Genomic DNA, 13,262 nt, shown 5'->3' with positions numbered 1-13,262 from the left:
ATCCGATAGAAAAGATATTTATATTCATTGATTTAACCATCAGACTGGTTTGAGTACCACAGCCGCGTAGCGTCGGGGAGAGAGATATTGTTGAGCTAGGCGTTGGAGGTCTGATGGTTTAAATGACTTAATCCTGGTAGGATAGCTGAGCGCTAATTCGGCAGTGGCGATCGTACTGTAATATCCGTAAAGACCGGCTAACTGTCCCGGCGTTTCCAGCGAGAAAGCAAAGTCGTTGCACAGCAAACGCTTGCCGCGCATCAGTTCTGCTTCGGAAACCGGCTCAGATTGCAATTCCCACAGTCGATCGCAAATCCGAGATTCCACCTCTTCGACATCCTCGGCTTCCAAGACAGCGCTAATCGTAAACAAACTCGATTCCCGTTGTAGCGAGAAAGAGCTTTCTATCGCCTGTACCAATTGTAATTCTTCGCGCAGTTCCCGAACTAAACGCGAACTCCGCCCGTCTGCGAGCAACACAGAGAGCAAATCCAAGCCGCAAGCACTTTGCAGGTGTTCAACTCCCGGCCCAGTCCACGCCATCATCAGCCGCGCTTGTTCCAATCGGGGAAGACGGAGTTCCTGACGGCGAATTTCTACTAACGGCGGTTCGGCTTCGGAGACAAATTTAGGACAATCCCATCTATCTGAAAACTTCTCGAATGATTTCCCTATGATATCCCTGGCTTCTTCTTCCTCAATTCCGCCAACTATCACCACAGTCATATTTTCCGGCTGATAGTGCGATCGATGAAAACACCGCATTTCGTGGGGAGTTCGCGACATCAGCAACTCTTCCGTCCCGAGTACCGATCGCCTGTAGGGATGTTGCTGGTAAACTGTTTCCATCATTGCTTGGAAACCCAGCCAATCGGGATCATCTTGAGATTGGCGAATTTCTTCGAGGACTACATCTCGTTCGCGATCGAATTCTGCATCGGGAATCCCAGCGCGCAGCAGCAATTCTGCTAGTGGCTGCGCCATTTCTGCTAAATAATCTGCCCCAGCATTGACATAAAAATGGGCGTAGTCGTGACTTGTAGCTGCGTTGGCGACACCGCCGCGATTTTCGATTACTTGGTCAAATTCTCCAGGGGCGATCGCATCCGTCCCTTTAAATATCATGTGTTCTAGAAAATGAGCCATTCCCGACCAAGAATCGGGCTCCTTAGTAGCGCCAGCCCTCACCCACACGTCTAGCGCAACCACAGGGGTGGCCGCAATTTGCTGGTGAATCACCGTTAACCCATTGTGCAGCTTCCAGACATTGGCTGGGAACTCTAAAGCAGCGAGCAGTTGAGACAAGCTAGTTCTTCTTAAACTTTAGTTAACTTCGGCTGCAACTATGGTAGCGCTTTACTGATATGCGATCGGGATTAATTGATACAGAAATGATGACTGCTCTCTGTAATTCAACCTTAGTCATTAGTTATTGTTTATTTTTTGCTTTTTATTAAGCAGCCTCAAATACTTACCATTTTTTTGATCAAAAGTCAATAGCTTCTGCGAGCGATCGATCAATCAGTCGAGAGAAAGAGGAAGTTATCTGAGTATTTCCATAAATTAAAAGATGTAAGAACACAAAAGACATCCAGAGGAGACACGACAGATGGTAGCTACCCTTGAAGATACCAAGCGCCAAGCGATCGCGATGAAACTAGCAGACATGAAAGCGCTGCAAAACTTGCTGATCGCCAACGAGCAATTGTTCATCAATTCCTGCAACGACTCCGAACTGTGCGATCGCTTCCGGGATATGCTGGAGGACGATCGCAAAAACCTCGGCGTATTGGAAACAACCATCATCCAATACGGCATTCAAGCTGAACCGAAAGAAACCACCACAAAAATGGTTGAAGAAATTCAGAAACTGATGGAAGGTTCAGAACTCACCCTGTTTGAAAAAGTCACCCAGCACGAACTGCTCAAACACAAACAAACAATGGCCGGCTTGTTAGTACACAAAGCCGCCCAAGTAGTCGGTGCAGATATCGAAGCAGCCATTGTACCGCTCAACACAGTGAACTTTGAAAACCGCGCTCACCAAGAACAACTCAAAGGAGTTATGGAAATTTTGGGAGTGCGCGAGCTCACCGGAAAAGACCCCGATCAAGGCGTTTGGGCGCGCGTCCAAGATGCGATGGCTGCGATGAGTGGCATTATCGGCGGTGCAGTTACCCGCACCAAAGATGAGATGAACATCACCGAAATCATCTCCATGGATCACCGCAAAGTCGATACCATCTTCATGGAAATCGAAAAAACCGAAGATCCTCAAAAACTGCAAGAATTCTTCGGTCAACTTTACAAAGACTTAAGCGTGCACGCAGAAGCCGAAGAACAAATTGTGTATCCCGCAGTACGCAGCTACTTTAGCGATACCCAACAACTGTACAACGAGCAAGCAGAAATGAAGCAAATGCTCGCCCAAATCAAGGCTCTCAACCCCAGTTCTTCTAATTTCAAAGCTCAAATCCAACAGCTCAAAACAGCGGTTCAAGCTCACGTAAAAGAAGAAGAAAACGATATGTTCCCTCAAATTAGCCGCAACCTGAGCGAAGCCCAAATGGAACAAATGGCTACTCAATTCAAAGAAGCCAAAAGCACAATTCAGCAAGAAATGGCTAAAATGAGCTAATTCAGCAGCCCGCTATTTCCCAATCTAGTGTTACTAGAGCATAGCTAAACTGCAACCTATCAATCCCGCTACTAACGTGGCGGGATTAATGTTTTGTCTAAACTCACCAACCTTCAAAAAAAAGGACTAAAGTCCTCACTACAAACCAGGTTCGTAGTGAGGACTTCAGTCCTTTCTAAAAGTTCGTAGTGAGGACTTCAGTCCTTTCTAAAGGTTCGTAGTGAGGACTTCAGTCCTTTCTAGAAGTTCGTAGTGAGGACTTCAGTCCTTTCTAAAAGTTCGTAGTGAGGACTTCAGTCCTTTCTAAAAGTTCGTAGTGAGGACTTCAGTCCTTTCTAAAGGTTCGTAGTCAGGACTTCAGTCCTTTCTTTCTATCCATTAATCACAGATCCGCCATTGGGATGTAAAATTTGACCCGTCATATAAGACGAATCTTTAGAAGCTAAAAACACGTAACTGGGAGCAACTTCATCGGGTTGTCCAGCGCGTCCCAAGGGCGTTTCTGCACCAAATTTCGCAACTTTTTCTGCTGGGAAAGTTGCCGGAATTAGCGGCGTCCAAATCGGGCCCGGGGCGACTCCGTTGACGCGAATTCCTTTCTCCGCTAAACTTTGAGACAAAGAGCGAGTAAAGGCAACAATTGCTCCTTTTGTGGAGGAGTAATCTAGCAATTGTTCATTACCTTTGTAGGCAGTGACTGAGGTAGTATTGATAATTGCACTGCCTTCTTTGAGGTGTTTGAGAGCCGCTTTTGTCAGGTAAAACATTGAGAAAATGTTGGTGCGGAAAGTGCGCTCTAATTGTTCGGCGGTAATGTCTTCGATGCTTTCTTGCGGATGCTGTTCGGCGGCGTTGTTGACGAGGATATCGAGGTGGCCGAATTCTTTAACTGTTTGTTCCACAAGGTTTTTACAGGTGCTTTCTTCGCCGATGTCTCCGGCGATCGCCAGACAGCGGCGGCCGAGTTGTTCGATCGCCTCTTTAGTCTGGTTAGCATCTCCATCTTCGTTAAGATAGCCGATCGCCACATCCGCCCCTTCCTTAGCAAAAGCAACAGCCACGGCGCGCCCGATACCGCTGTCTCCGCCGGTAATTAAGGCGACCTTGCCGCGCAATTTGTCGCTACCGCGATATTCCGAGGCGAAGGATTCAGGTGCAGGCGTCATCTGGGATTCAATGCCCGGTTGCTGTTCTTGATGTTGAGCGGGATTTGTCTTTTGTTGAGTTGGCATAACACATTCCTCTAAGTTCTACCTCTATAAATAAAGGTTTTCTGGGGACGGGGAATCGTTCTTTTTGCGGATAGGAAGCTACGACTAAAGACAGTTTGTGCGATCGATACCACACAAAAATGCACCCCAAAATCATGTTTTGAGGTGCATTTTAAATCAGCTAATTACTAATTGTTGAGTCTCTAACTAGAAACCCAACCTCAGATTAAAACAGCGGAGTTGTAGTTGGAGCGCCCAACAGCAAGTCAGGTTTGTCGAAACCTTGCTCTGCCATAAAGAATGCAATCTGGGAATTAGCCAAGTCTTTCAACTTAGTGAAGTCAACATTCATCACGCCTGCTGTCTCAGGAGCAAGCAAGCTATCAGCACTGACATTCACCCCAGCAGCGGCAACACCGCCGTTAGTCAAAGGATCGGTGCTAACTGTAGCAGCCATATCCGTGCCACCAGTTACCGGATCGATACTAGAAGCAGTTCTTGCTGGAGTTGCTGCTGGTAGTGGCACCGAAGGCGTAGTATTCGGGCCCGGCACGTTAAAGCTAACAGGATTAGGCCCCGTTGCGATCTGGAAATCGTTGGGAACGCTAGGATCTCCTAAGACTTCCAACACCGAGTAAGTGGCAGGGAACAAATTCGGGAACAGAGCAATCCCTTGCGCGTTCGTTCTTACCAGCGGCTCACTACCGGCATCATAACGACCGTTCCGGTTCAAATCCAAAGTAAATGGGATATTGGCAAGAGGTGGTTCCCCCCCGTCTTGTATGCCGTTGCGGTTGTCGTCTCGGAATTTGGGAACTAACAAATCATAGCGGCGAGAGTTACCAATCAAAGCGCAAGTAAAGGTTTGATTGGGGCCCAAAACGATATTGAGCGGTTGAGTTGTCTGGAAGAAACCAGGAGGAGGTACTTCTCGCAGGTTGTAAGTACCGGGACGCAAATTTCTGAAAGCAAAAGTACCAAACTGATCGCTAGTGGTAGTTGCTTCCCCTGCATCCAGCGCGCCGTTGTTATTGGTATCGAGAAAAACAGTAACGTTGGCAATCGCCGGTTCGTTTCCGTCTCGGTAGCCGTTTTGGTTAAAGTCCTCGAATTTGCAACCAGTGATGTTGCTGTTCGGCGTGTTGGCAAAAGTAACGTTAGCGTCCTGAGTGCTTAGAGTCACGGGAACAGCAGCAGTTGTCGAAGGCGAGAAACCAGCCGGTACGACTTCCCGCACCGTGTAATTGCCCGGTGCTAGGTTTGTAAATGCTCCTCTCCCTTGGGCATTAGTCTGTATTTGTTGTTCTCCGGCATCAGGAGTCCCATTATTGTTGGTGTCTAGGAACACAGTGACACCGCCAATCGGTGCTTCACCCTGAGTTGACTCGAAGCGACCGTTTCCGTTCAGGTCATTGTATTTGAATACAGTGATGTTAGGTCGAGTGTTTCCCACACCGCTATTAGCTCCAGTCCCAGTATTACCTACGACAGGAGTAAAGGTAAGTGCTGGTGAGGGGTTAGTCGCTGGGAAAGCTAAAGGCGTGTTGGCAAAAATCGGTCGTACACCCGTTGCTGCGATCGAATTTTCCCCAAGCTGTTGAAAGCCGTCGCGGTTGGTATCTACGAATTTAGGGTCGTTTGGTTTCAGTGTATAGCTCGGATCTGTTACTAAGATCGGTTGCTCTCTGCTGATCGTACCTTGGAACCGCGCCTGCGGCCCCGGTGCGGAAACCAGAGCGGGGTTCGGAGTAGTTGCCACTGGAGCATTGAGGTTGCCTGGGGGAATGTTGGGGCCTCCTACTTCGCTCAGAGAGCTTCTTGGGAAAACTTCCAAGACAGAGTAATTGGCCGATCGCAAGTTTTTGAAGGTAGCCACACCGTTAACATCGGTGAGTTGGAGCTCTTCTCCTGTATCAAAGCGACCGTTTCCGTTCACATCTAAAATGAAGGGTACGTTAGCAATCGGGGGTTCAAAAACTCCATTTACCACATTTCGGGTGCCGCTGCGGTCTATGTCCCGAAATTTGTTAATTTCAATTTGATACAGCGGAGTGTCACCAACTTGAGCGCAGGCAAAGGTTTGACCGGGGGCTACCGTTACGTCCAGTACGGGAATGTTGTTGGGTGGGGTGCTTTGGGGGAAATCTCTTTCTAGGGGTTCTCCGTTGATACCGTTGACTCGTTCTTCCCGAACTCTGTACGTTCCAGGTGTTACATTAAACGACCACGCACCATTTTTGTCTGTTAATGTGTTGAGTTCCCCTGCATCCAATCTGCCGTTGGGGACGCTACCGTTGCTGCCATCAAGATATATCCTGACATTTTTAATCCCAGGTTCATTGCCGTCTCGAAAGCCGTCGGCATCTATGTCTAAGTATTTGCATCCAACAATCCGGCTACCCACAAGCTGGGTGTTGCCAAAGAAAACGTTGACGTTGCTGTTTCCAACAGTGACAGCGAGGGGGTTGGGAGTCGTAGTACGGAAACCAGCAGGTACTGTGGTTTCTGTGAGTACGTAGTTACCGGGAACCAGATTTATGAATGAGAACCCTCCGTTAGCGTCTGTCAGGACGGAGACATCCCCTGTATTTAATTGGCCGTTGCTGCCGATCGCAGGTTCGAGGAGAATGGGGATATTTGCCAGACCCGGTTCGTTTGCCTGTCTGATCCCATCCGCGTTCAAGTCATTGAACTTGATACCTAAAATTGCCGGGCCTGTATTCCCAACCTGTAATTGCTGGGCAATGCGCTCTTCGCTAGTTAAATTTTCCATGATTTCTCTCCTTCACACCTAAATCCACGTAAATTACAGACTACTGTATGGGTTTGTCAATAGCTGAGTAGCTGTTGCTAGTCGCTGACAAACGCTACTCGATTTTACATACGTCTGTGCCTGAGGTAATGTTCCCCATCTCACACAACAATGCCTCAAGCTTTGTCGCTGGCAAGTATATCAGGTTTTGAAGAGCCCTGGCAATTTGAGGGCAACATCTTCAAGATTTGCACGCCTTCTCTCTCCGTACATACTTGCTGTTTCGAGCGTGAAAAAGGCCTTGACTGACTGCTCCCCCGCAATATGTTGTAGTTTGGCGGTATCGTTGTGATTTGTCATGGTTCTCTCTCAAAAGCCAATTCCAGAGGCGGAAATTGCCTCAAGAGAGCAAACTGTGACCGATCGACCTACAGGACTCGATCTGACACCCGTCAGCCCAAATAATGCAACTGCTTTGTGGGTTTCAAACCCTGATTTAATCAGTCATTCCCATCGAAAATCTGCAATGCGAAAATCGAAAATTGCATGACTTACTTTGCCTGCAAGTATGCCGATCGGAGTTAGGGGAACTGCCTGATACTTTCTCGCCTCACGCTCGATGTCACAGCCTCTGAATATTGCACCCAATATACAAGCCAGCTCCAGAGCTCCCGGAACATAGGCTTGAGTGTTGGAGGTTGCCAACAATAGGGTATCACGCGATCGCCCTTTAATCTCTTTCTGATTTTTATCTGCGGTTTCGGCGAACGGGCGATCGAGTTCGATCGCCACCTACATCACCGACAAATCGGTCGCACCTACTGACACTAACGAGTTTCTCAGATATAGATTAATTAATTCATTTTTGTTGACAAGTCCGACGATTTGTGTATCAGGAGCCAGATTGACATTCTGTGGCGCCAAGTTAGGAAGATTGCCTAAATTTACGGCTGGTCGATCGACCAAAAGATCGCTAATTTGATAACTATCGCGATCGGCGATCGAAAGCCAGCTATCCGCCCCTATATTGCCGACAGGTTCGCCCGTATAGTTGGTAGCATCCGTCAGCGGGTCGCCCTTCAATGATTTAGCCGATCGACTTTCAGGATCTCCCGTCAGCAAATCGATGCTGCTGGCCCGAACATCTGCCGAGACAACCACCAGTGCAGGCGGAGTGGTTTGAATGAAGCCTGGGGGTGGAACTTCCCTAATGATGTAACTACCTACCGGAACATTGCGGAAACTGTAATTACCTTGACTATCGCTAAAGGTATTGGCTTCGCCCGGATCTAAACGGCTGTTGTTATTGAGGTCGATGTAAATTTGGGTATTGGGTATTGGCGGTTCCCCAGCATCTAGGCGGCCGTTGGCATTAAAATCGTTAAATTTCACACCGCTAATCGTCCCCGTTACCAACACGTTGCCAAAGCTGAGATTAGTGGCATTTGTGCCGTTACCCACGGTAATCGGAGTCGGATTTGGAGTAGTTTGTCGGAAACCGGGCTGCGGGACTTCTCTGACCGAATAAATGCCAGGGGACAAGTTGATAAAAGAGAAATTACCTTGGGCGTTTGTTAAAGTCGAAGGCTCGTTGGGATCTCGGGTGCCATTGTTGTTGAGGTCGATATAAATCGGCCAGTTGGCAACTCTCGGTTCCGTCGGTTCGTTGACACCGTTAGCGTTGAGGTCGTTGAACTTGAAGCCGCTGATACTACCAGTGGGGAAATTGTTGCCGAAATTGACGCCGACAGCGTTAGTATTGCCCGTAATGTCGATCGCCCCTGGATTTGGCGTAGTCTGAATCCATCCCGGTTGCTGAACTTCCCTCACCAAATACCGGCCAGGGGAAACATTGCCAAAAGTGTAGTCGCCTTGTGGGTTAGTGATGGTATTGGGTTCGCCCGGATCTAGCCTGTTGTTGGCGTTGAGGTCGAGGTAAATTTGCCAGTTAGCCAGAGGCGGGTCTGTCGCATCTCGGATGCTGTTAGCATTGAGGTCATTGAACTTGAGACCGCTGATGCTGCCGACAAAAAAGACATTACCAAAATTGACGTTGGTGATAGTGGCGTTGGAAGTAACGTTAATCGGGCCAGGGTCAGGCGTAGTTTGACGAAAACCCGGTTGCTGAACTTCTCTTACCAAATATGTATCTGCGGGAATATTGACAAAAGCGTAATTGCCTTGAAGGTTTGTAATAGTAGAAGGTTCGCCGCCGTCGAGCCGGTTGTTGCGGTTGAGATCGAGGTAGATTTGCCAGTTAGCTAGCGGTTGTTCGCCTGGATCTTGGCGGGCGTTGCTGTTGATGTCGTTGAATTTTGTACCTGCGATCGTCCCAGCGTTGAAATTATTACCAAAATTAATATTGCCAGCATTTGTCCCGCTGGTAATCGTTATGGGTGCGGGATTGGGCGTAGTTTGGCGAAAGTTCGGCTGCTGGACTTCCCTAACTTGGTAAGTACCAGGCGGCAGGTTGGCAAAGATGTAATTGCCTTGGGGGTTGGTGAGAGTGGAAGGCTCGCCCGGATCGATTCGGGCGTTGTTGTTAAGGTCGAGGTAGATTTGCCAGTTGGGAATTGGCACATCTAGGCCGTCGGGCCGCCCGTTGGCGTTAAAGTCGTTGTATTTGTTGCCGCTGATGCTACCGACTTGGAAGTTGCCGATGTTGACGTTGCCGATGTCTATTTGGCTGGCGCTTCTGCTAGGGTTGCTGGATTCGGTCATGTGTTGGGGCTCAATGAACGCGGTTCAATGTTTGCTCTACGGCAATCTAGCAGTTTTTTTTGCCGATTGCAGCTATTTCAGGGGATTAATTTTTTGATCGGAGGGAAGCGCTGAGAATCAAAAAGGCGCCATGCCCCATGCCCCATGCCCCACCCTTCGACTTCGCTCAGGGCGAGATGCCCAATGCCCAATGCCCAATGCCCAATGCCCAATGCCCAATGCCCAATGCCCCATGCCCCATGCCCAATGCCCAATGCCCAATGCCCAATGCCCAATGCCCAATTTGATGTACGATCGCTACGGAGTTTTGCAGAGGTCAAATTTCCCATGTCCCGAAACCTGAGAGCAAGCTGGAATAAAAGCCGCGAGGTTCCGAGTTGGCTCCTCGGCTGGAGTTTGTGCGGTTTTTTGGCACTGGGCGCGATCGCCTCGACTCCCACTCTTGCACAGTTACCTACCTCCGAACCAGGTAACAATAACAGCCCGATCGCCCAAACACCCCAAACAGGTGCGATGATCGTCCGTCCCGCCCTGAAAGTCGGCAGCCGCGGCTCGGATGTCACCGAACTCCAAGCTGCTCTTAAATTATTGGGATTTTATAACGGCGAGGTAGATGGCATTTTCTCCAAAAGCACCGCTAAAGCTGTGTCTGAGTTCCAAGCAGCAGCAGGCGTCGCCCCTGATGGCATAGTGGGTCAAGATACTTGGAACCGCTTGTTTCCCGCGGCTCCGAGCGCTAGCGTTGAAAACCCGATCGCCAATACTCCTGCAACTCCCGAAAATTCAGAGATTAACCCACAACCGCAGCCAACCAATTTTCCGGTTTTGAGAAGACGAATGCGCGGGCCGGCAGTCAAAGAATTGCAAGAGCGGCTGAGGGCTAAGGGCTTTTTGCGCGCGAGTGCTGACGGCGTGTTCGGGCGCGAAACTGAAGCTGCTGTCAAGGCTGCTCAGCGAAAATATCAGCTACCAGCAGACGGCATTGTCGGCCGCGCTACTTGGGAAGCCCTGCTGCGGTGACAGCAAGGTCTACATTCTTGGACGCACTAAGACTCAAGAAACCGGGTTTTTGCGGAAAACTCTCGATGTAACGCCGTATTTTGGTAAAAACCCGGTTTCTGCTATTGCCCTAGTCGAGATTTTATTGGCAAACTGCACATTCTATGACCTACGGACTTTACAAATTGTGAATAATAAGTTTTTGAAGTATTTCGGTGCGTCAAAAAGTGTCAAGTTTGGTAAACAAAGTATTGTTATGTGCGGACTTGGTGTTAGTTTAAATACATGAGGGGCAGAAACCAAGTAGCACAAAAAACTTGGATAAAAATTTTTGAATTAGAGTATTTGTCCCGCTCGGCTCTAGTTCGCAGGCAACGCCTGAATCGTGATAGTTTATTAGCAAAGAGAAGGTTGACATTGCGCTCGGGATTTGTGAAGTAGCTTGAGGCGATTTGAGAAATCGAAAGTTATCAAGTTAGAATTGCGATCGCACAATCAAACACAGAAGTCTGAATAGGCTCCGCTAATAGCTAGTTCGCTCGCAAAGCAGTTGCCAAAAAGTCCACCTTAGTAGTAGTTGTTTGCTGAATTTCAGCAGAGCTAAAAACCCACTTGAATCAACTTAACTCACAAATGTTTTAGGGTCTGGCATTCCGATAATGCTGGGCCCTAAAATTTTTGATGTAGTCAGTAGAGTTCAAGAGAAGACGGCGGTTGAAACCGCGCCTACACAGACAAAACCCGCCTCCGCGGGTTGAAGACCGGGCCGTTAAAATTACGTTATTCTCTTCATTCCGCGGAGGCGGAATTCGTTTGTGTAGACGCGGTTTCAACCGCCGTGTGATCTATATTCATTTGATATCTTCAATCCGAGCATTCACACCATTAGTGCTGAGAATTTGTAGATGTAGACCAGCGGTTGAAACCGCGCCGACACAGACACTCACGCGCCTCCGCGGGTTGAAGACCGGGCGGTTGAAACCGCGTTATTTTCTTCATTCCGCGGAGGCGGAATTCGTTTGTGTAGACGCGGTTTCAACCGCCGTGTGATCTATATTCATTTGATATCTTCAATCCGAGCATTCAAACCATTAGCGGTGAGAATTTGTAGCAATTCCTCAGCTTGTTCACGATCGCGAAAAGCACCGGCTTGGATCACAGATCGCCCATTGCTAAAAGTCCGAAAAGCATCGGGAACCAAGGATAGCATTTTTTGTCGATCGCCCGAACTCTCGGCATCCACCACAACTCGATAGCGGAAACCTAAAGCAGAAGCTCGATCGACTAACGGCGAATTCTCCGAATCTGGCACAGAATTCCCGCCTAAACCAGAAGGTACGAAGCCTCCCCTTCCCAGAGGAATGTTACGGCCAGGAACAGGCAATTTACCCTCGGAAGAAACCCCACTAGAACTATCAAAATTCGGAGGAATCATTGGTTGCTGTGCCGAACTTTCCCTGACGGATCTAGCATCTGGATCGGGTACAGGTATAGCAATTCCCCCAGTCCCTTGAGGTGCAGTGGTATTTCTGGGAGGAAGCAGAGGCCGTAACTGAGTGCTGGCGGGTGCAGGTCGCCTCGAAACGGTTGCTGGTGGCGCAATTGGCGCTCTTTCAACCCTGGGAGTTAGCCGCCCCGGAGTGTAAGCAGGGAGAGATGTTTCTGGGCCGCCGATACTCGAAGGTCGATCGACATTTAGCTGCAAAGCCGTGCGCGCAATGGGCGAAGGCGGGCTAAAAGTTCCAGCCATATCAACCGAGCCCGTTGTCCGATTGCTCAGCAATTGATTGCCGTAAGCAGGTATCACTTGACCTTTTGCCGCATTATTAATATCGTATTGACCGTTATTGCGAATTACATTGCCACCCGGTTCCGCCGAAGTTCCCAAATCCGGTAGAGCTTTGGATATCGCCACAATTCCATCGCGGCGGTTGCTTTCGATATAATTGTTACGCAGCACCGGTCTTGCTTCCGCTTGCACCACCACGCCGTCCTTATTCCGAGTAATTTTGTTACCGATTAACAAAGGCGAAGCATTCTGTGCGATATTCACCCCAAAGCCCGTGTCTTCAAACACATTATCTCGAACTTCCGGGCGGGAAGTGCCAAAAATCGTAATCCCGTTAGCTCCATTTTTCGAGAAAAAATTCCCGCCAATCGTCGGCCTTCCAGTCCCAACTACCGAAATGCCGTCGTGAGTGCTCCCCGAAAAAGTATTATTAACAATTGTCGGAGAACTCGATTCGATCCACAAAGCGTAACCGCGATAGTTGGTATTTGTCACCGTCACCCCGCTGAGTCCAGCCCCGTCTGCGCCTAAAATTGCGATATTTTGACCCGCCGAAGTCGGGCTGATAAACTCTCCTCCGCCTTTGATGACAATATTTTGCCCGCGAGTGTTGGGATTTCCTTGCACAGTTACGCTGGGCCTGAGCATTAACGGAAATTTTTCGCCGCTTTGAGCGCTGTAAGTACCGGGCGCTAGTAAAATCGCGGTTTTCGGCGGGGCGACGCTGAGGGCGTAAGTGAGGGTTTTGAACGGAGCTACATCGCTCCCATTACCTCCCGTGTCGCTACCGCCGCTAGAACTCACGTAGAGTATGTTAATGTCGCTGTCTGGCGCTTGGGAAAGTAGCTGTACGGAGCCGGTCTCGCCAGCGATCGCCGAGGCTTGAGGATTGTAAAAAGCCGTGCTGGCAAACACGAGCAGTAAACAAGAAATTAAACTCTTGTTTGGCGATGGCGTTCCGCCCCGCAAGCTACGACTTTTTTGACACTTGCTCTGTTTTGAATTTAGGATCATAAAAAAACACAATTTATCTTTGAACCAAATTTCGCATCCCGTGTTTCGTGTCGGGTTTGTGCGATCGCAGTTTAATCTCACCCACCTACTGGGGTTTTCTGCTATTAATGTTTTGTTTTGTCCTGCTAACCTCACGGC

The 13,262-nt window shown here is 48.9% G+C and carries 9 protein-coding genes; 2 read left to right on the top strand and 7 right to left on the bottom strand.

Going from position 1 to position 13,262, the window contains the following annotated elements:
- Positions 1 to 39: 39 nt before the first annotated feature.
- Positions 40 to 1,305 carry a pitrilysin family protein gene (locus tag QZW47_RS01530; RefSeq protein WP_293122676.1) on the bottom strand — a complete coding sequence of 422 codons (1,266 nt, stop codon included), beginning with the start codon at positions 1,303 to 1,305 and terminating at the stop codon, positions 40 to 42.
- Between the two features lie 304 nt (positions 1,306 to 1,609).
- Here QZW47_RS01530 and QZW47_RS01525 point away from each other — a divergent pair, with 304 nt between their 5' ends.
- Positions 1,610 to 2,638 carry a hemerythrin domain-containing protein gene (locus QZW47_RS01525; RefSeq protein ID WP_293122673.1) on the top strand — a complete coding sequence of 343 codons (1,029 nt, stop codon included), beginning with the start codon at positions 1,610 to 1,612 and terminating at the stop codon, positions 2,636 to 2,638.
- A 371-nt stretch (positions 2,639 to 3,009) separates the two neighbouring features.
- Here QZW47_RS01525 and QZW47_RS01520 read toward each other — a convergent pair whose 3' ends face one another.
- From QZW47_RS01520 to QZW47_RS01500, 5 genes are all read right to left on the bottom strand, one after another.
- Positions 3,010 to 3,870, bottom strand: a complete 861-nt coding sequence (locus QZW47_RS01520) for an SDR family oxidoreductase (protein WP_293122670.1) — start codon at positions 3,868 to 3,870, stop codon at positions 3,010 to 3,012.
- Between the two features lie 205 nt (positions 3,871 to 4,075).
- Positions 4,076 to 6,622 carry an SdrD B-like domain-containing protein gene (locus QZW47_RS01515; protein ID WP_293122667.1) on the bottom strand — a complete coding sequence of 849 codons (2,547 nt, stop codon included), beginning with the start codon at positions 6,620 to 6,622 and terminating at the stop codon, positions 4,076 to 4,078.
- 483 nt (positions 6,623 to 7,105) lie between these two features.
- Positions 7,106 to 7,393 (bottom strand): hypothetical protein, encoded by a 288-nt coding sequence (locus tag QZW47_RS01510; RefSeq protein WP_293122664.1) that lies wholly within the window; start codon positions 7,391 to 7,393, stop codon positions 7,106 to 7,108.
- Positions 7,394 to 9,322, bottom strand: a complete 1,929-nt coding sequence (locus QZW47_RS01505) for an SdrD B-like domain-containing protein (protein ID WP_293122661.1) — start codon at positions 9,320 to 9,322, stop codon at positions 7,394 to 7,396.
- Between the two features lie 77 nt (positions 9,323 to 9,399).
- Positions 9,400 to 9,651, bottom strand: coding sequence for a hypothetical protein (locus tag QZW47_RS01500; RefSeq protein WP_293122658.1), 252 nt, complete (start codon positions 9,649 to 9,651; stop codon positions 9,400 to 9,402).
- Between QZW47_RS01500 and QZW47_RS01495 the strand changes: the two genes are divergently transcribed.
- Complete coding sequence (locus QZW47_RS01495; RefSeq protein WP_293122655.1) at positions 9,650 to 10,342, top strand: peptidoglycan-binding protein; 693 nt, start codon at positions 9,650 to 9,652, stop codon at positions 10,340 to 10,342. The two genes, QZW47_RS01500 and QZW47_RS01495, sit on opposite strands and share 2 nt — an antisense overlap.
- A 1,036-nt stretch (positions 10,343 to 11,378) precedes the next feature.
- On the opposite strand, the gene QZW47_RS01490 is transcribed toward QZW47_RS01495, so the two are convergent.
- Positions 11,379 to 13,124 (bottom strand): DUF1565 domain-containing protein, encoded by a 1,746-nt coding sequence (locus QZW47_RS01490; protein WP_293122652.1) that lies wholly within the window; start codon positions 13,122 to 13,124, stop codon positions 11,379 to 11,381.
- Positions 13,125 to 13,262: the final 138 nt, after the last annotated feature.

It is taken from the genome of Microcoleus sp. bin38.metabat.b11b12b14.051, assembly GCF_013299165.1.
In the GTDB taxonomy this organism is placed as follows: Bacteria; Cyanobacteriota; Cyanobacteriia; order Cyanobacteriales; family Microcoleaceae; genus Microcoleus.
Note: the sequence above shows the minus strand (reverse complement) of the source record. Positions and strands in the feature narration are given on the sequence as shown.

Excerpts from the sequence above, each read along its gene's own strand:
- QZW47_RS01525 (WP_293122673.1), top strand. The coding sequence starts at position 1,610 with ATGGTAGCTACCCTTGAAGATACCAAGCGCCAAGCGATCGCGATGAAA.
- QZW47_RS01520 (WP_293122670.1), bottom strand. The coding sequence starts at position 3,870 with ATGCCAACTCAACAAAAGACAAATCCCGCTCAACATCAAGAACAGCAA.
- QZW47_RS01515 (WP_293122667.1), bottom strand. The coding sequence starts at position 6,622 with ATGGAAAATTTAACTAGCGAAGAGCGCATTGCCCAGCAATTACAGGTT.
- QZW47_RS01505 (WP_293122661.1), bottom strand. The coding sequence starts at position 9,322 with ATGACCGAATCCAGCAACCCTAGCAGAAGCGCCAGCCAAATAGACATC.
- QZW47_RS01495 (WP_293122655.1), top strand. The coding sequence starts at position 9,650 with ATGTCCCGAAACCTGAGAGCAAGCTGGAATAAAAGCCGCGAGGTTCCG.
- QZW47_RS01500 (WP_293122658.1), bottom strand. The coding sequence starts at position 9,651 with ATGGGAAATTTGACCTCTGCAAAACTCCGTAGCGATCGTACATCAAAT.
- QZW47_RS01490 (WP_293122652.1), bottom strand. The coding sequence starts at position 13,124 with ATGATCCTAAATTCAAAACAGAGCAAGTGTCAAAAAAGTCGTAGCTTG.